This window comes from Nocardiopsis suaedae (genome assembly GCF_027706745.1).
Classification (GTDB): Bacteria; Actinomycetota; Actinomycetes; order Streptosporangiales; family Streptosporangiaceae; genus Nocardiopsis_A; species Nocardiopsis_A suaedae.
Genome location: NZ_JAQFWP010000057.1, coordinates 1 through 18,041 on the forward strand (window position 1 = coordinate 1; position 18,041 = coordinate 18,041).

Here is an 18,041-nt window from a genome sequence, read left to right on the forward strand (position 1 = left end):
GACCACGCACACACCCGGCGGCCGACAGAACAACAGGTAGGGCCGCCGACCTTCGTCGTCGCCGCCCTCCACCCCGCACCCCGGCGGCCCGCCGCCCGCCTGCCCGCACCGCGAGGGGCCCGCCGGACGGCAGGTAGGCCCGGGGAACCGCCCCGCTTGTGCCGTCGTCGCCGAACACCCCGACCACGCAGACACCCGGCGGCCGACCGACCGGCAGGTAGGGCCGCCGACCTGCGTCGTCGCCGCCCACCACCCCGCACCCCGGAATCCCGCCACCCGGCCAGGGCCCGTCAGCGGGGGATCCGCCGATCCGCCGCCACGTTCGGAAGGCTAGGACCCCGACGCGCGGACCGCGGCGACCGTGTCCAGGGCGGTCCTCGCCGCGGCGGCGTCATGGACGCGGAACACGCGCGCCCCCTCCCACGCCGATACCGCCAGGACCGCGAGCGTGCCCGCCGACCGGTCGGTGAGCGGCGCGTCCAGCGACTCGCCGATGAAGTCCTTGTTGGAGACCGCCACCAGCACCGGCCACCCCGTCGCCGCCAGCTCCCCCAGCCTGCGGGTCAGCTCCAGCGAGTGGTAGGTGTTCTTGCCGAAGTCGTGGGTGGGGTCCACCAGGATGCCCTCCGGGCGCACGCCCAGCCCGACCGCGCGCTCGGCGAGCCGGGCGACCGTCGCCGCCACGTCGGCCATGACGTCCCCGTAGGCGGCGCGGTGCGGATCAGTGCGCGGCCCCAACCCCCCGGTGTGGCTGCACACCAGGCCCGCGCCGGTCGCGGCGGCCACCCGCGCCAGGTCCGGGTCGGCCCCCGCCCAGGTGTCGTTGATCAGGTCGGCGCCGGCCCGCACGCACTCCTCCCCCACCCGCGCGCGCCAGGTGTCCACCGAGATGGCCACGTCCGGGTGGCGTCGGCGCAGCTCGGCGATGAAGGGCGCGGTGCGCCCGATCTCCTCGTCCTCGCCCACCTCGGCGCCGTACCCGGCCTTGACCCCACCGACGTCGATGATGTCGGCGCCGCGCTCCACCGCCGCGTCGGCGGCGCGGACCGCGGCGTCGAACGCGAAGGTGGCGCCGCGGTCGTAGAAGGAGTCGGGGGTGCGGTTCACGACCGCCATCACCGCGTGCTCCCCGGGGGCGAAGGACCTGCCGCCCAGCCGCAGGGTCAGCGGCGGCGCACCCGCCGCCCCCTCCCGGGCCGCACCCGCCCCCGCCGTGCTCACGCCGCCACGCCCTTCCTCGCTCGGGGCACCGCCGCCGGGGCCGCTCCCCCGTCGCCGCGGAGCCGTTCCTTGGCCACCCGCAGATGCTCCCACGTCTCCAGCCGCCCCACGTCAGGGCAGGCCCGGATCGCCTCGACCGCCTCCACCAGGGCGGCGCGGTCCGCCGCCGCGGCCGTGCCCACCAGGTCGTACCGGCCGAAGCCGGCCGCCAGGAAGGACACCCCCGGCACCGCGGCCAGGCGCGCCGCGAGCACCGAGGCGTCCCCCCGGCATCGCACGCCGAAGCCCAGGCGCTCGTCGGCGCCCACGACCGTGGGCTCCACCAGCGCGGTCACGTGCACCACCCCGGCCTCGATCAGCCGGACCACGCGCGAGCGCGCCGCCGCCTGCGAGAGCCCCACCCGGCGGGCCAGCTCCGCGTAGGAGGCCCGGCCGTCCTGCTGCAGGTGCCGCACGAGCCGCCAGTCCAGCGGGTCGATGGTGATGTCCCTGAGCTCGCGTACGCCGCTGTCGGCGTCCTTGACCACGCCGCCCGCCCGGAAGACCTCGGCTCCCCCCACCCCGGGCAGTACGCGCATGGCGGCGACCTCCTCGGCCAGCGCCTGGTCGTCGCGGACCCTCACCTGCGCGACGGCGGGGAAGCGCCCCGCCGTCTGCGCGGCGAAGGTGACGGCCTCCCGCTCGGCCAATTCCCCCAGCAGCGGCCCCACCGGGCCGGAAACGGTGAATGAAACATGGGCGAACACCTCCCGGCCCATGACCCCCGCGTGCAGCACCCCGACGATCCTGATCGCCCCGAGCGCCACCAGGCGGCGCACCCGGGCGCGCACGGCCGTGCGCGAGAGCCCCACCCCGTCGGCGAGGGCCTGATAGGTCGCTCTTCCGTCCCCCTGCAGCGCCCGCATGAGCGCAGCATCGACCGCATCGAGCACGATTTTCGCCTTTCGTTCCTTCGACGGCGCCCATTCCCCCCGGGCGCCGCCCCCTCCTGCGGCCAGATCATGGCAGTTGCGGCGTTCCTTAACTACAGATCACGGAAGAAACAAGCACGTATTCGGCGATGCATGCCCGCGAGACCAGACATACGACCCGTCTTTGCGACATGCCGGACAGATGGCTAACGTGCCGTGTCGCGTCCCCGCGTGCGGACGACTCCGGCAAAGCGAGACACTGTCATCCGGCATGGTCGCCTCTGGATGCGGTACGCCCATAAGTGACGCCGCGCCCGGACCGCGGCGCCGGAGGCCCGACGACGCGCTCGGCGGAGCGCCCGAACACGACCGCCCGCCACAGCGGGCGGGGAATGAAGAGAAGGGACCCCGATGGCATCACCAGGGGATGAGCGGCAGGATGCGGCGGCACGCCCATCGGGGTTGGGAAGAGCGCTGCTGCTGACCGCGGCCTCGCTCGTCCTTCCGGGCATCGCCCACCTGCGCACCGGGCGCCGGACCGCCGGGATCGTCCTGCTCAGCGGATACGCGCTGGCGATCGCGGCGCTCGTCGCCGCCGGCGTCCTCCTCTTCGGCGATGTGACGCTCGGGGCCAGCATGGCGGTCCAGGGCCGCTGGCTGCTCACCGCCTCGGCCATCGCCTTCGCCGGCACCGTCGTCTGGATGGCGGTGGTGGTGCACTCCTGGGTCATCACCCGGCCGCGCCCCTCCCGCGCCGGTGCCGCGACCGCGGGCGGCGCACTCGTCGTCGTGCTGTGCGCGGTGGCCGCCGCCCCCGCCGCCGCCGTGATGCACACGTCCTACGTCACCTACTCCACCCTCTCCTCGGTCTTCGGGTCCGTGGACCCGCTGGGTGAACCGCCGCACGACGCCGCCGACCCGTGGAACGGCCGCGACCGCATCGAGGTGCTGCTCATCGGCGGCGACTCGGGCAGCAACCGGTACGGGATGCGCAACGACTCCACGATGCTGGCGAGCATCGACGTCCACACCGGCGACGTGGTGCTCATCGGCATCCCCCGCAACCTGGAGGACGTGCAGTTCCCCGAGGGGTCGAAGCTGGCGGAGGCCTACCCGCCCCCCGCCGGGTTCGACGACCTGTTCAACGAGGTCTACCAGGCGGTCGCCGAGAACCCCGAACAGCTGGCCGAGAACCCCGCCGCCGACGACCCGTCCGCCGACACCCTCAAGTCCGTGGTCGGCCACATGACCGGCCTGGAGCCCGAGTACTACGCCCTGGTCGACATGAAGGGCTTCGAGGGCATCATCGACGCCATCGGCGGCATCGACGTCTACCTCGAGGACCCGATCCCCTACGGCCTGGAGGGCGACATCCTGCCCGCCGGGCAGCAGCACCTCGACGGCAACCAGGCGCTCTGGTACGGCCGCAGCCGCGTCAACAGCGACGACTACACGCGCATGGGGCGCCAGGGCTGCCTGCTCAAGTACGTGGTCGAGCAGGCCGACCCGACCGCGGTCCTGCGCGGCTACCAGGACCTCGCCGGGGCCGCCAAGCGCACCCTGCGCACGGACATCCCCCAGACCAAGGTGCCCGCCTTCATCGAGCTGGCCGACCTCATCGACGACGAGGGGTCGATGAAGACCCTTCAGCTCACCCCGCCCCAGGTGGACCCGGCCTACCCGGATTGGAAGGAGATCCGGGCGATGGTGGCCGACGCGGTGAACGAACAGGAGCAGGGGCAGGGCGACGGGGCCGACGCCGCCCCCGGGCCGGACCCCTCCCCGTCCGGCCCTTCCAGCGACCCGAGCGGCGGGGGCGCCGCCGGAGGGCAGGACGGGAGCCCGGAAGGGCAGCAGGGCCCAGAGGGCGGGGACGACACCACCGAGTGGCAGGAGTACACGGGCCTGGACGACCCCTCGCCGACCACGCCCGGACGCCAGGTCGGCGACGACGCCGGCTCGCTGGACGCCCTCTGCCCCTGAGGCGGCCCGGACGCATCCGCGGCGTACGCGGGGCGGGCGGCGGGACCGGTCCCGCCGCCCGCCCCGCGTACGCACGCCCGCCCCGGTCCGCACGTGCAGCGTGACCGAATCCGGACACTGCGTGGCCACGGGTGAACCGGTTGCCCGGGAGGCGCATCCGAACCCGGCGGACACCGTCCCCCACACCGCTTTCTAAGGAGCCGCCCCCGTGCGTCCAGCAGTCAAGGCCGCGGTCCCCGTGTTCGTCCTCGCCCTCGCATTGGCCGGGTGCTCGGGGAACAACCGCGACAAGGACCCTGAGGAGGACGGGGGCGGCGGGGCCGCCTCCTCCCCTTCGCAGGTCTCCACGGACGACGTGATCGCCGAGGGGACCTTCCCCTACCACGAGCACAAGGGCGAAGTGAAGATCGAGGTCAACGGGCTCACCGTGCGCGGCGACCTGATGCAGCTCGACTACACGCTGACCCCCGGGACCCCGAGTTCGGACCCCGCGAGCCGCCTGCAGCTCACCGACCTCGACGCCCCGGTCCTGGGATCGCACGTCTCGCTCGTCGACATGGAGAACCTGCTCCGCTACCACGTCGTCCAGGACGAGGCCGGCATCTACCTCCAACCGTCCGCCTCCACCGAGCTCACCTACGACGAGCCGAACGTGATGACGGTCTTCTTCGCCGCACCGCGCGAGGACGCCTCGGCCTTCGACATCTACTTCTACGGGTTCGACCCGATCATGGACGTCCCGCTGCAGGAGGCGGGGTGAGGCGCCGCGCGGCGGGGCCGCACACGCTGGGGGCCGGAGCCGTCGGCGCCGCGTTGGCGCTCGTGCTCACCCCGGCCGCCGCCGCTGACACGGGCGAGGTCGCGGGCGACCCCGATGCCGTGACCGAGGAGACCCTCGCCGACGCGGTGGTCCCCATCGATCCCGCGCCCTCCGTGATCGGCATCGCCCCGTCCGAGTCGGTCGAGGAGCTGGAGACCGAGAAGAGCGAGGGCGGCACCACGACCGTCACCATCGCCGCCGACGTCCTGTTCGCCTTCGACGAGGCCTCGCTGACCGACGAAGCCCAGGACACGATCGCCGGCATCGCCGGGCGCCTGGAGGGCGCCGGGGGCACCGTCCAGGTCGTCGGGCACAGCGACGGCATCGGGGACGACGCCTACAACCAGGAGCTGTCGGAGGACCGGGCCGAGGCGGTCAAGGGCGCGATCGAGGACGAACTCGGTTCGGCCGCCCCGGACATCGAGGCCGAGGGCCGGGGGTCGAGCGAGCCGGTCGCCGAGGAGACCGACGGCGAGGGCAACGACGTCCCCAGCGCACGGGCCGAGAACCGCCGCGTGGAGATCACCTTCGAGGGCGACTGACGGGCGGTCCGGGGGTCTCCGGGCAGGGGGCCGGGGGCTGGTCCCGGCAGTGGACCCGGCAGTGGACCCGTCGACGGGCCGGATTCCCCTCGCCTGCCGTCCGGATCCGGGGCGCCGATCCCTGGGACCGGCGCCCCGGCCCGTCCTCGTCGCCGCCCTCCGCCCGGCGGGCGGGCCCGGTGAACCGCCATGCTCGCCCCCCGGCGCCGTCGGCCGCCCCCGACAGCCGTCGAACGTCTGCGGCCGCCTGCACGCCCGCCACCCGGTTGTGCCCACGGCCAGAACCTGATGCGCGGTGCGGATGGAGCCCGTGGGCCCCGGACGACAGCCCTGCGCCCCCGTAAACACGCTCTTCCGCCGGTGACCGGACCCGGCCAGGGACGCTGCCGAGCGTTGATCGCTCCGTCGCCCCGTGTGACGCTCGCTGTGGGGCACAGGCGGCGCGACCTGCGGACGGGATCGGTGGGCGATGACCTCAGCGCAGCTGTGGACCCTGATCGGCCTCGGCGTCTTCCACGGCGCCAACCCCGCGATGGGATGGCTCCTGGCCGTCTCCCGCGGACTCCAGGAGGGCAGCCGCGCGGCGCTCCTCCGCTCCCTGCCCCCGCTGGCCCTCGGGCACGCGGCCTCCATCGCCGCGGTCGCGCTGGTCATCACCGTCACCGGCTCCCTCACCGCCTCCCACTGGTTCACCGTGGCCGGGGGCGCCCTGCTGGTCGCGGCCGGGCTGTGGACCCTGCTGGCGCGGCGCCACTTCCACTGGGCCGACGTGCGCATGTCGCTGCCGCAGATCGGTGTCTGGTCGTTCTTCATGGCCTCGATGCACGGCGCGGGCCTGATGGTGCTCCCCGTCCTCGCAGGCGAGTTCGCCCACGGCGGCTCCGGGACCGTCAGCGGCGGGCACCACCGCGGCGCCGCCGCGCACGCCGCCGGAGGAGTCGCCGAAGACCCCGCCAAGGGGACTTCCGGAGGAGCAGCCGAGGCGACGGCAGGGATGCCCCCGGACGGTGGTTCCGCAGCCGCGGCCTCCACCGCGGACGGCGCCGCGGACGCCTCCTGGAGCCTCGTCGACGCGACGTTCCTGGGGCTCTTCGCGACCGGCGTCCATACGCTCGCGATGTTCGCCGCCGCCGGGGTCGTCGCCCTCATCGCCTACGACTTCCTCGGGGTCCACGCGATGCGCCTGCGCTGGGTCACCATGGACCGCGTCTGGGCCTTCGTCCTGATCGCGGGCGGCGCCTTCGCCGCATGGTCGGTCCTCGCCTGAAGGGCCCAGCGCGCGGGGCGCCGAAGCGGCCGGGAATCCGGAGAGCCCGACCTCCCGAACAGGAACCTTCCCCCGTCCCGGCTCGTCGTACCGGCCGTGAGCACCGATCCCCGTCAGGGCGCCTCCGACGACCTTCCGCCCTCCCGTCCCTCCTCCGAGGACGGAACCGGACCCGAGCGCGCCTCCGGCCCCGGCGCGCGCGGGCGGGCCCGCCGCCGCGGCCGCAAGCGCGGCGGCTGCCTCGTCGGCTGCCTCATCACCCTCGCCGTCCTCGCCCTCATCGCGGGCGGCCTCGCTCTGGCCGCGCCCCGGCTGCTCGAAGCCGTCGGAAGGGACCGCACCGCGCTCCCCTGGGGCCCCGAGTGCGCGGTCCAGACCGAGGACGGCGCCATCGCCCTCACCACCGAGGAGGCGCAGCGGGCCACCACCGCCGTCGCGCTCAGCGCGCGCGGCGCCGAGGCCCCGGACACCTCCGACATCGACCCGGCCGCGCTCGAACGCCTCGCCCAGGGCCCACCCGACGACGCCGGCCCCAGCCTCACCTGCCGCGCCTCCCCCGCCTCGGGCCTGGAGCGCCAGGAGATGGCCGAGTCCGGCCTGACCCCGCGCGCCGAACAGGTGCTGGAGGCCATGGGCGAGGTCTTCGGCGAGCAGAGCCTCGGCGGCTACGAGCCCGGCGGCGTCGACAGCGGCCACGGCGCCGACTCGGCCCACTACGACGGCCGCGCCATCGACGTGTTCTACCGCCCGGTCAATGAGGAGAACCGGCGCGAGGGGTGGCTCCTGGCGCACTGGCTGGTCGCCCACGCCGAGGAGCTGCGGGTCGCGAACGTGATCTTCGACGACAAGATCTGGAACGCCCGCGGCTCGGCCGGGGGCTGGTGGGACTACCGCTCCCCCGACCCCGACAACGAGATCCTGCGGCACCTCGACCACGTCCATGTGGACGTCCAGCGCGGCGGCTGAACGGCCGGGGGCGCGCGCCGCGGCCGCCCCGCGCCGCTGGCGCGGCCCCTGGTGGGCGGGTGGGCCCGCGAAGTAGGTTGTCCGGCGTGCCTGACATCGATTCGGACTTCCTCGCATTGCCCCTGCGCGAGCTCGCCGACGCCGCCCTGGAGCGCGCCGGCGCGCTCGGCGCCGAGCACGCCGACTTCCGCCTGGAGCGGGTGCGCGGCCGCGTGCTGTCGGTCACCGACGGCTCGGTCGACACCGCCGCCGACTCCGACACCCTCGGCTTCGCCGTGCGCGTGGTGCACGACGGGGTGTGGGGCTTCGCCTCCAGCGACGTCCTGGAGCCCCGCGCCGCCGCCGAGGCGGCCGAGCGCGCCGTGGACATGGCCCGGGTGGCCGCCCCGCTGACGGCCGAGCGCATCGAGCTCGCCCCCGAGCCCGCCCACCCCGATGCGGTGTGGGTCTCCTCCTACGAGAGCGACCCCTTCGCCACCACCGTCCGCCAGCAGGCCGCCCTGCTGTCCGGCTGGTCCCGCCGCCTGCTGGAGGACCACCGCGTCGACCACGTGGACGCCACCCTGCTCCAGGCCAAGGAGCAGAAGTTCTACGCCGACAGCGCCGGGACCTCCACCACCCAGCAGCGGGTGCGCATCGCCCCGGAGGTGGAGGTGTTCGCCAACAGGAACGGCCTGATGGACAGCATGCGCACGCTCTCGCCCCCGGTGGGGCGCGGGGCGGAGTACACCGCGCAGGTCGAGGCCGAGCTGCACGAGCTGCCCGCGCTGCTGGAGGAGAAGCTGCGCGCCCCCTCGGTCGAGCCCGGCCGCTACGACCTGGTCATCGACCCGTCGCAGCTGTGGCTGACCATTCACGAGAGCATCGGCCACGCCACCGAGCTGGACCGCGCGCTCGGCTACGAGGCCGCCTACGCCGGGACGTCCTTCGCCACCCCCGACCACCTGGGCTCCCTGCAGTACGGGGCGCCGTCGATGCACGTGACCGGCGACCGGACGGTCGAGCACGGGCTGGCCACCGTCGGCTTCGACGACGAGGGGGTGGCCGCCTCCTCCTTCGACCTGATCCGCGGCGGTGTGCTCACCGGCTACCAGCGCGACCGGCGAATCTCCCGCCTGACCGGCCACGACGCCTCCAACGGGTGCGCCTTCGCCGACTCCCCCTCCACCATGCCGATCCAGCGCATGGCCAACGTGTCGCTGGCGCCCGCCGCCGACGGCCCCACCACCGAGGGCCTGATCGAGGGCGTGGAGGACGGCGTGTACATCATGGGCGACCGGAGCTGGTCCATCGACATGCAGCGGTACAACTTCCAGTTCACCGGCCAGCGCTTCTACCGGATCCGCAACGGCCGCCTGGACGGGATGCTGCGGGACGTCGCCTACCAGGCCACCACCACCGACTTCTGGAACGCGATGGCGGCGCTGGGCGGCCCGAGCACCTATGTGCTCGGCGGCACGTTCCGCTGCGGCAAGGGGCAGCCCGGCCAGGTAGCGGCGGTCAGCCACGGCTGCCCGTCGGCGGCCTTCACCGGCATCCGCGTCCTCAACACGGTTCAGGAGGCAGGCAAGTGAGCGTGTCCACCCCGCAGGAACTCGTCGAGCGCGCCCTGGGGCTGTCCCGCGCGGACGGGTGCATGGTGCTGGTCCGTGAGCGCAGCAGCGCCAACCTGCGCTGGGCGGGCAGCTCACTGACGACCAACGGCGCCGCGCGGTCGCGGTCGGTGACGGTGGTGGCGCTGGTCGACGGCCCCGGCGGCGCCCAGGTGGGCGTGGTCGAGCGCGGAGGGCTGCGCGACGGGGAGCTGGAGGGCCTGGTGCGGGCGGCCGAGAAGGCCGCCTCGTCGGCGATTCCCACCGAGGAGGCGGTGCCGCTGGCGTCCCCGGAGGAGGCCGGCCGGGGCGGCGACTGGGACGCGCCCCCGGCGGCCACGGGCGTGGAGGTGTTCTCCGAGACCGCGCGCGGGCTGGGCCGGGTGTTCCGCGGGTCGGAGACGTCCGAGCGCCTGCACTACGGGTTCGCCGAGCACACCGTCGTCTCCACGTTCCTGGGCACCTCGACCGGGGTCCGGCTGCGGCACGACCAGCCCGAGGGCACCATCGAGATGAACACCCGCGCCGAGGGCTCCGACCCGCGTTCGGCCTGGGTGGGCCGGAGCGCGCCGGACTTCGCGGCCGTGGACCCCGAGGCGCTCGACGCCGAGCTGGCGCGCCGGGCCGGGTGGGCGTCGCGCCGGGTGGAGCTGCCCGCCGGGCGGTACGAGGCCGTCCTGCCGCCCGAGGCGGTGGCGGACCTGATGGTGCCGCTGTACTGGGACTCGGGGGCGCGGGACGCCCTTGAGGGGCGGTCGGCCCTGTCCGCGCCGGACGGCGGCACGCGTGTGGGCGAGCGGGTGGCGGGGCTCCCGCTGAACCTGCTGAGCGACCCGGGGTACGCGGGCCTTGAGTGCGCGCCGTTCGTGATCGCCAGCAGCCCCGGGCGCGACATCAGCGCCTTCGACAACGGGCTCCCCCTGCGCCGCACGGACTGGATCTCCGAGGGGGTGCTGAACGCGCTGGGGCAGACGCGGGCGACGGCGCGCAGGACCGGGATGGAGCCGACCGGCTTCATCGACAACCTGGTGCTGGACCTGCCGGGGGCCGCGGGCGGCGTGGACGAGATGGTGGCGCGCACCGAGCGCGGGCTGCTGCTGACGTGCCTGTGGTACATCCGGTCGGTGGACCCGCAGACGATGCTCCAGACGGGTCTGACCCGCGACGGCGTGTACCTGGTGGAGGACGGGCGCGTGACGGGGGCGGTGAACAACTTCCGGTTCAACGAGTCGCCGCTGGACCTGCTGGGGCGCGCGACGGAGGCCGGGGCGTCGGTGCCGGCCCTGTCGCGTGAGGCCGGGGACGTCTTCCCCCGGACGGCGATGCCGCCGCTGCGCATCCCCGACTTCAACATGTCGACGGTCAGCAAGGCCTCCTGAAGGCCCTCAGACGGCCGGAGAGCGGCTCCGGACTCGCCCGCGGCGGTCCGGAGCCGCGTCCCGCCCGTGCGCCCCTCAGTCCTCTTCGAGGCGGAATCCGAGCTTGAGCCCCACCTGGTAGTGCGCGATGCGGCCGTCCTCCAGGTGGCCGCGCACCTGGGTGACCTCGAACCAGTCCAGCCCGCGCAGGGTCTGCTGGGCCCGCTCGATGCCGTTGCGGATGGCCTGGTCGACGCCCTCGTGCGAGGTGCCGACGATCTCGGTGACCCGGTAGGTGTGCTCGCTCATGGCCGCCTCTCCTCCGCCGCCGGCGCCCCCTCGGACGCCGGCGATGTGTTCCATCGCACATTTCCCGGCACCCTTCCCTGGGGGCGGATCGGGCAATCCCCCCTTCTCCGCCGCTTTCCCGACCCTTTACGGGTTCCGCCCATACACCATTGGTCCCGTTCCGGATAATTCGCCATTAGTTGGTGAAACAGCAGGTCCGCGGGACTATCCCGAGATCACGTCGTAACTGAGTCTTGACGTACCCCCGGGAGTGGCGGTGTACATTGGGGGCAGCGCTTCGGTCCCCCGTCGGAGCGCTGGGCCGGTGTTTCGAGCCCCCGTCGGAACACCGCGCGCGACGTCGGGTGGTTTGCCCCCGTAGCCACCCGGCGTCGCCTTTTTCTTTCCCGGCCCCGGCCGGCGCGGCCCCGGCGGCGCCGGCCGGGGCACGGCCGCACCGACACCGCCGTACCGCCCGGAGAGCACCCCGTTGAGCACGACCGAGCCCGCCGGAACCGCACCGCCCGTCTGCTCGCGGAGGGGCTGCCGGCAGGAGGCACGGTGGGCTCTGGTGTGGAACAACCCCAAGGTGCACACCCCGGACCGCCGCAAGACCTGGCTGGCCTGCGACGAGCACCGCGGCTACCTGGCCGACTTCCTGGAGGTCCGCGGGTTCCTGCGCGAGACGGTGCCCTTCGACGAGTTCACGGGCTGAGCCGCAGACTGAGCGGCCTGAGGGGGCCGCGGCCCGACCGGCGCCGCACGCCGCACGGAAGGCGGCGGTGCGCGCACGGCGCCCCTCAGTCCGTCCCGTCGCGCAGCAGCTCCCGCGCGCGGGCCAGCTCCTCGGGCGTATCGCAGTCGAAGGCCGCCAGCTCGGCGCCCTGGGGCGTCCGCACCCGCGCGTAGTCGAACGGCCGGGCGCACCCCGCAGGCGCGAACAGGCCCCGCAGGGAGGCCCCGGGGTAGGCCTCCAGGGCCGCGCGGAGCCGCTCGGTGCGCCAGACGCCCAGCAGCCACTGCTCCCGCCCCTCAGCGTCCACCATGACGGCCCCGTGCCGCCCCTCGGCGGCCGCCCGCAGCGCCGTCACGTGCTCGGCGCGCAGGAAGGGCATGTCACCGGCGAGCACCGCCGTCCAGGGCGCCCGGACCTCGCCCGCCCCGGCGCGCAAGGCCGGGACGGGCCCGGAGCCGGGCGGGTCCTCACGGACGTAGACCGCGTGCGGGCGCTCGCGGGGCGGCCCCACGATGACCACGCGGCCCGGAGCCGCGGCGGCGACGCGCTCCAGCAGGGTCGCTCCCCCGGCCTCCAGGCCGGGTTTGTCCGCGCCGCCCATGCGACGCGCCCTCCCGCCCGCGAGGATGACGCTGTCGCACTCCTGGAGCGCCTCCACGGCCCCTCCCCTCGGCGCCGCCGCGGAGCCCGGCCGGGCTCCGCGGCGGCCGCTCAGCTCAGCCCTTGACGCACACGACCTGGCGCAGGTGCGCCACGACCTCGACGAGGTCGGTCTGCGCCGAGATCACTTCCTCGATGTCCTTGTACGCACCGGGGATCTCGTCCACCACGCCGGTGTCCTTGCGGCACTCCACCCCGCGCGTCTGCTCGGCCAGGTCGGCCTCGGTGAAGGTCTTGCGCGCCTTGTTGCGGCTCATGCGCCGCCCGGCCCCGTGGGAGGCGGAGTTGAACGAGGACGCGTTGCCCAGGCCGCGCACGATGTAGGTGCCCGTCGCCATGCTGCCGGGGATGATGCCGTGGTCGCCCTTGCCCGCGCGGATCGCGCCCTTGCGGGTGACCAGGACGTCCACGCCGTCGTAGGTCTCCTCGGCGACGTAGTTGTGGTGGCAGGAGATCCACTGCCCGAAGCGCACGCCCGGGAAGGAGCGGCGCAGCACGTCGCAGGCCAGGCCCATCATGACGTCGCGGTTGCGGCGCGCGTACTCCTGGGCCCAGAACAGGTCGCGGCGGTAGGCGTCCATCTCCGGGGTGCCCGAGACGAACACGGCCAGGTCGCGGTCGGGCAGGTCCTGGTTGTGCGGCAGCTTGCGGGCCCGCTCGATGTGGTGCTCGGCGAGCTCCTTGCCGATGTTGCGCGAGCCCGAGTGCAGCACCGTCCACACGGTGCCGTCGTCGTCGAGGCAGACCTCCAGGAAGTGGTTGCCGCCGCCCAGGGTGCCCATCTGGTGGGAGGCGCGGTCCCGGCGGCCGTGCACGGAGGGGGCCAGGTCCTCGAAGCGGCCCCAGAAGCGGTCCCAGTCGCCGGTCTTGAGGCCGTGGAGGCGCGCGACGTTCACCGGCGAGCGGTGCATGCGGAAGCCGACGGGGACGGCCGCCTCCAGGTCCGAGCGCAGGCGGCCCAGGTCGTCGGGGAGGTCCTCGGCGGTCAGCGAGGTCTTGACGGCGGTCATGCCGCAGCCGATGTCGACGCCCACGGCCGCCGGGGACACGGCGTCGCGCATCGCGATCACCGAGCCGACGGTGGCGCCCTTGCCGTAGTGCACGTCGGGCATCACGGCCAGGCCGTGCACCCAGGGCATACGGGTGACGTTGCGGAGCTGGTCCATGGCGGCCGGTTCGACGCCCTCCGGGTCGGTCCACATCCGGATGGGCACGCGCGCACCGGGCGCCTCCGTGTAGGGCATGGCCCCTTCGCCTCCTTCTGACGGGCGGATCGGTCGCACCGGCCCTCATGGCCGGTGCCGCCGAACCTCCCGGCCCGGCGCCCCGAAATCAGACCAGGGGCGGACCCGCTGCGGCAACGGGTTTTCCGTGCCTGCGCCCGCCCCTGGGGACCGATCCGCCCCGGCCTCAGCCGCCGATCGCCGACATGGGACGGGCGGGCTGCAGGAACCCGGTGTCGTCGATGCCGTGGCCCGGCATCTTGCGGGCGACGGCGGCGAGCCAGCGCTCGGCGATCTCCTCGTCGGTGCCCCCCTCGCGCAGCAGCGGGCGCAGGTCGGACTCCTCTCGGGCGAACAGGCAGTTGCGGATCTGGCCGTCGGCGGTCAGCCGCACCCGGTCGCAGGCCCCGCAGAAGGGCCGGGTGACCGAGCCGATCACCCCGACCGTGGCCGGGCCGCCGTCGACCAGGAACCGCTCGGCCGGGGCGCTGCCGCGCTCCTCGGTATCGTCGGGCGCCAGGTCGTAGCGGGTGCCGAGCAGGTCGAGGATCTCGTCGGCGGTGATCATCGTGTCGCGGCGCCAGCCGTGCTGGGCGTCCAGCGGCATCTGCTCGATGAACCGCAGCTCATAGCCGCGCTCCAGGCAGTAGGCGAGCAGGTCGGGGGCCTCGTCGTCGTTGACGTCCCGCATCAGGACGGCGTTGACCTTGACCGGGACCAGCCCGGCCTCGGCGGAGGCGGCCAGGCCGTCGAGCACGTCGGGCAGGCGGCGGCGCCGCGCCAGCCGCTCGAAGACGTCGGGCCGCAGGGTGTCCAGGGAGACGTTGACCCGGTCCAGCCCGGCCTCGGCCAGGGCCGGGGCCATTCGGGCCAGTCCGATGCCGTTGGTGGTGAGCGCGGTCTTGGGTCGGGGCCGCAGCGCCGTCGCGGCGGCGATGATGCCGGGCAGGCCGCGGCGCAGCAGCGGCTCGCCCCCGGTGAATCGGACCTCCGTGATTCCGAGCATCGTGACGCCGATACGGATCAGGCGGTGGAGTTCGTCGTCGGTCAGCAGCTCCGGCTTGGGCAGCCACTCCAGCCCTTCCGGGGGCATACAGTACGTGCAGCGCAGGTTGCACCGGTCGGTGAGGGAGACCCTCAGGTCGGTGGCCACTCTCCCGTAGGAATCAGCCAGCACGGGCGACACCTCCCATGTTCGTCGCGGGACCCGGTCGGCGGCCGCCCGCAAGCGGCTGTGGGGGCCGGGACCGCATCTCCTTGGTGCTTCCCGACACACGCCACCCTAAAAGACGCGTGGTTCGTCCCGCAGTGCCGGACGGGCCGTTCTTGCACACGTGCGTCCAGTTCGGGACGTTTTCTGGCCGGGTTTCGGTCGAATTTCCGTCGCGCGGTACAAAACCGCTCCCCCGTCACGGCGAAGATTCGGCCGATGCCACAGCCGCCCGGGGCGGGCCCACCGCCCTCCGGCGGGTCCGCCGCGCCCGGCCCCCGTGTGCGGGGACCGCGGCCCTTGCGGTGCGGCGGGAGCGCTCCTGACCCCACGCGCACCGCGCACGCTACCGTCAGGGGACGACAACGGAAGGAGCCTCGATGGCCGTTTCGCGCGAATGGGGGCTGCCCGGCGGCCCCGGAGGGGCGCAGCGCCTGCACGCCCGGGCCTGGGCCGCGCCGGGCGAGGACCCCGCATGGCTGGCGGTGCTGGTCCACGGATACGGCGAGCACATCGGCCGGTACGAGCACGTGGCCGAGTACCTGTGCGCGAACGGCGCGGCCGTCTACGGGCTCGACCACCGCGGGCACGGCCGCTCGGAGGGCGAGCGCGTGCTCATCGAGGACTTCGCGGGCGTGGTGGAGGACGTGCACCGCCTGGTCACCCAGGCCCGCAGCGCCTACACGCGCCTGCCGCTGGTGATGGTGGGCCACTCCATGGGCGGGCTGATCGCCGCGCGCTACGCCCAGACGCACCCGGAGGAGCTGACGGCCCTGGCGCTGTCCGGGCCGGTGCTGGGCCGGTGGGACCTGGTCCCTGGCCTGCTCGCGCACGAGGAGATCCCCGACGTGCCCATCGACCCGGCGACGCTGTCGCGGGACCCGCAGGTGGGCGCCGCCTACGCCGCCGACGAGCTGGTGTGGCACGGCCCCTTCAAGCGCCCGACCCTGGAGGCCGTCGGCACCGAGCTGGAGCGGATCCGGGCGGACGGGTCCATCGGCCCGCTGCCGCTGCTGTGGGTCCACGGCTCGGACGACCGGATCGTGCCGGTCGACGGCACCACGCAGGGCATCCTGAGCCTGGCCGGGAACGACGTCACGGCGCGCATCCTTCCCGGCGCCCAGCACGAAGTGTTCAACGAGTCCGACCCGGAGCAGGCCCTGGCGGAGGTCGCCCGCTTCGCGGCGCGCTTCACCTCCGGGACCTGAGAGCGTTCCCCCGCACGGCACCGGAGGGGACCCTCGGTGCCGTGCGGGGGTGTCCAGGGGGCGGGCCAGGGGGCGGAACGGCCCCCGCCGGGCCCCAGAGGCCCCCTGAGGGCCTCCCCCGCCCAGAGGGCGGGGAGGGGGCCAGGGGCCGCCCGGACGCGCCTCAGCCGGCGTACAGGCTGTCGATGGCGTCGGCGAACTTGCGGTGGACCACCCGGCGCTTCAGCTTGAGCGAGGGCGTCAGCTCCTCGCTCTCCACGCTCCACTCGGTGGGCAGCAGCCGCCAGCGCTTGACCTTCTGCACCTGCGCCAGCCCGGCGTTCGCCGCCTCGACGGCCCGGGAGACCTCCTCCAGCACCAGTGGGTGCCCGGCCAGTTCGGCCAGGTCGGCCCCCTCGATCCCGTGGGCCCGCGCCCACCCGGGGGCGACCTCGGCGTCGAGCGTCAGCAGCGCGACCGGGTAGGGGCGCCGGTCGCCGTAGGCGAGGGCCTGGCCGACCAGCGGGTGCTCCCTGAGGCGGTTCTCGATGGAGGCCGGGGCGATGTTCTCCCCGCCCGAGGTGATGAACAGCTCCTTCTTGCGGTCCACCACGTAGACGAAGCCGTCCTCGTCGATGCGGCCCACGTCCCCCGTGTGCAGCCACCCCTCCCCGTCGAGGAGCGCGGCGCTGTCGCCGGGGCGCTCGTGGTAGCCCGCGACGTTGATGGGGCCGCGCACCAGGAGCTCCCCGTCGTCGGCGACGCGCACCTCCATGCCCTCCGAGGGCACGCCCACGCTGCCGAACCGGTAGGCGTCGGGCCGGTTGACGGTGACGGCGCCGCAGTTCTCGGTCATGCCGTACACGTCGCGGACGAGCAGCCCCAGGCCGCTGAAGAAGCGCAGGGTCTCCTCGGGCATCGGGGCCGCGGCCGTGATGCAGTAGACGGCCCGGTCCAGTCCGATGAGGGCGCGGATGGGGGCGAGCACCTCGGCATCGGCCCTGGCGAAGCGCTCTGCCAGGCCGGGCTCGCGCTCGCGGCCGTACTGGCCCTGTTCCAGATAGGCGCGGGCGACCTGGGAGGCCTCCTCGATCGCCGCCCGCTGCTCCTCAGGCGCCGCGGCCAGGGCGGCGGTGAGGCCGGCCTGGAGCTTCTCCCATACGCGGGGCACCCCGAACAGCCCGTGCGGGCGCACCAGGCCCAGGAACTCGCCCAGGCGGGGCAGCTCGGGGCAGAAGTACAGGTGCCCGGCCACTTTGATGGGCAGGTAGGCGCTGAGGACGCGCTCGGCGATGTGCGCCATCGGCAGGTAGGAGAGGGTGACGGCCCGTCTCGGGGTCGCGTTGGCGCGCAGGGTGATGACGCACTGGTAGAGGACCTGGTGGTGGGTCTCGAAGACGCCCTTGGGGTCACCGGTGGTGCCCGATGTGTAGAGCAGTGTCGCGTTGTCCTCGGGGGTCAGCGCCGCCGCGCGCGCCTCCACCCGGCCGGGGTCGGCGGCGTGCAGGCGGGCGCCCTCGGCGGTGAAGTCGGCCCAGGAGACGTATCGGCGGCCGTCCTCGGGGGCGTCCGGCACCGCCTCGGGGTCCATGAGCACGACCGTGTGCAGCGTCTCGGAGCGTTCCAAGGCCGGGCCCCAGCGCTCCAGCTCCTGGGCGCCCTCCAGGACGGCCGTGCGCACGCCGCAATCCTGGGCGACGAAGGCGACCTGCTCCGGGGCGAAGGTCGCGTACACGGTGAAGGGGACCGCGCCGGCGTGCACGGCCCCCATGTCGGCGATCAGGTGCTCGGAGCGGTTGGGCAGCATGAGCGCCAAGACCTCGCCCGGCCGGATGCCCGCCCCGGCGAAGGCCGCCGCGGCCTCCAAGGCGGCGCCACGGTACTGCGCCCAGGTCAGCGTCCTCCATCCGTCGCCCACCCGGTCGGAGAGGGCGGGGGCGTCCCCGTCCTCCTCCGCCGTGGTGCGCAGCCAGTCCACCAGGGTCCGGCCCTCGATCTCGGCCTCAACCGCCGCGCGCTCGCGCAGGGTCCGCTCGACGTCCACGACCGCCCTCCCGCCTCTCGAACGTGATCCACG

Annotated in this window: 16 protein-coding genes; 9 read left to right on the forward strand and 7 right to left on the reverse strand. The window is 74.3% G+C overall.

The features are described 5' to 3' along the window. Positions 1-330: 330 nt before the first annotated feature. Both folP and O4U47_RS23625 read right to left on the reverse strand, forming a co-directional pair. Positions 331-1,221 carry a dihydropteroate synthase gene (gene folP / locus O4U47_RS23620; protein WP_270680147.1) on the reverse strand — a complete coding sequence of 297 codons (891 nt, stop codon included), beginning with the start codon at positions 1,219-1,221 and terminating at the stop codon, positions 331-333. After that, the gene (locus O4U47_RS23625) at positions 1,218-2,153 is read right to left on the reverse strand and encodes an Lrp/AsnC family transcriptional regulator (protein ID WP_270680148.1); all 936 of its coding nucleotides are present in this window, start codon (positions 2,151-2,153) and stop codon (positions 1,218-1,220) included. Before O4U47_RS23625 ends, folP begins: the two co-directional genes overlap by 4 nt. Before the next feature lie 390 nt (positions 2,154-2,543). On the opposite strand from O4U47_RS23625, the gene O4U47_RS23630 reads away from it, so the two are divergent. The 7 genes from O4U47_RS23630 to O4U47_RS23660 all read left to right on the forward strand — a co-directional run bounded on the left by O4U47_RS23630 (position 2,544) and on the right by O4U47_RS23660 (position 10,681). Continuing rightward, complete coding sequence (locus tag O4U47_RS23630; protein ID WP_270680149.1) at positions 2,544-4,115, forward strand: LCP family protein; 1,572 nt, start codon at positions 2,544-2,546, stop codon at positions 4,113-4,115. A 208-nt stretch (positions 4,116-4,323) separates the two neighbouring features. Continuing rightward, positions 4,324-4,875: a hypothetical protein gene (locus tag O4U47_RS23635; protein WP_270680150.1), complete on the forward strand. Its 552-nt coding sequence runs from the start codon at positions 4,324-4,326 to the stop codon at positions 4,873-4,875. Next, positions 4,872-5,477 carry an OmpA family protein gene (locus tag O4U47_RS23640; RefSeq protein WP_270680151.1) on the forward strand — a complete coding sequence of 202 codons (606 nt, stop codon included), beginning with the start codon at positions 4,872-4,874 and terminating at the stop codon, positions 5,475-5,477. Before O4U47_RS23635 ends, O4U47_RS23640 begins: the two co-directional genes overlap by 4 nt. A 469-nt stretch (positions 5,478-5,946) precedes the next feature. Then, positions 5,947-6,744 carry a cell wall anchor protein gene (locus O4U47_RS23645; RefSeq protein ID WP_270680152.1) on the forward strand — a complete coding sequence of 266 codons (798 nt, stop codon included), beginning with the start codon at positions 5,947-5,949 and terminating at the stop codon, positions 6,742-6,744. Between the two features lie 96 nt (positions 6,745-6,840). Beyond that, positions 6,841-7,710 carry a hypothetical protein gene (locus tag O4U47_RS23650; protein WP_270680153.1) on the forward strand — a complete coding sequence of 290 codons (870 nt, stop codon included), beginning with the start codon at positions 6,841-6,843 and terminating at the stop codon, positions 7,708-7,710. An 86-nt stretch (positions 7,711-7,796) separates the two neighbouring features. Next, complete coding sequence (locus tag O4U47_RS23655; protein ID WP_270680154.1) at positions 7,797-9,284, forward strand: TldD/PmbA family protein; 1,488 nt, start codon at positions 7,797-7,799, stop codon at positions 9,282-9,284. After that, the gene (locus tag O4U47_RS23660) at positions 9,281-10,681 is read left to right on the forward strand and encodes a metallopeptidase TldD-related protein (RefSeq protein ID WP_270680155.1); all 1,401 of its coding nucleotides are present in this window, start codon (positions 9,281-9,283) and stop codon (positions 10,679-10,681) included. Before O4U47_RS23655 ends, O4U47_RS23660 begins: the two co-directional genes overlap by 4 nt. Before the next feature lie 75 nt (positions 10,682-10,756). On the opposite strand, the gene O4U47_RS23665 is transcribed toward O4U47_RS23660, so the two are convergent. Continuing rightward, on the reverse strand, positions 10,757-10,969 hold the full coding sequence (locus tag O4U47_RS23665) for a dodecin (RefSeq protein WP_270680156.1): 213 nt from the start codon (positions 10,967-10,969) through the stop codon (positions 10,757-10,759). 469 nt (positions 10,970-11,438) lie between these two features. Between O4U47_RS23665 and O4U47_RS23670 the strand changes: the two genes are divergently transcribed. Then, a complete protein-coding gene (locus O4U47_RS23670; RefSeq protein ID WP_270680157.1) occupies positions 11,439-11,663 on the forward strand; it encodes a hypothetical protein in 225 nt (74 codons plus the stop codon). An 85-nt stretch (positions 11,664-11,748) separates the two neighbouring features. Here the strand turns inward: O4U47_RS23670 and mobA are convergent, their stop codons facing one another. The 3 genes from mobA to moaA all read right to left on the reverse strand — a co-directional run bounded on the left by mobA (position 11,749) and on the right by moaA (position 14,744). Continuing rightward, entirely contained in the window at positions 11,749-12,342 is a 594-nt protein-coding gene (gene mobA, locus O4U47_RS23675; RefSeq protein WP_270680158.1) for a molybdenum cofactor guanylyltransferase, read from the reverse strand. A 58-nt stretch (positions 12,343-12,400) separates the two neighbouring features. After that, positions 12,401-13,588: an RtcB family protein gene (locus O4U47_RS23680; protein WP_270680159.1), complete on the reverse strand. Its 1,188-nt coding sequence runs from the start codon at positions 13,586-13,588 to the stop codon at positions 12,401-12,403. 166 nt (positions 13,589-13,754) lie between these two features. Next, a complete protein-coding gene (gene moaA / locus O4U47_RS23685; protein WP_270680160.1) occupies positions 13,755-14,744 on the reverse strand; it encodes a GTP 3',8-cyclase MoaA in 990 nt (329 codons plus the stop codon). 413 nt (positions 14,745-15,157) lie between these two features. Here moaA and O4U47_RS23690 point away from each other — a divergent pair, with 413 nt between their 5' ends. Continuing rightward, positions 15,158-15,985 (forward strand): alpha/beta hydrolase, encoded by an 828-nt coding sequence (locus tag O4U47_RS23690; RefSeq protein WP_270680161.1) that lies wholly within the window; start codon positions 15,158-15,160, stop codon positions 15,983-15,985. Positions 15,986-16,148: 163 nt separating this feature from the next. Here O4U47_RS23690 and O4U47_RS23695 read toward each other — a convergent pair whose 3' ends face one another. Beyond that, positions 16,149-18,008 carry an AMP-dependent synthetase/ligase gene (locus tag O4U47_RS23695; RefSeq protein WP_270680162.1) on the reverse strand — a complete coding sequence of 620 codons (1,860 nt, stop codon included), beginning with the start codon at positions 18,006-18,008 and terminating at the stop codon, positions 16,149-16,151. Positions 18,009-18,041 lie beyond the last annotated feature (33 nt).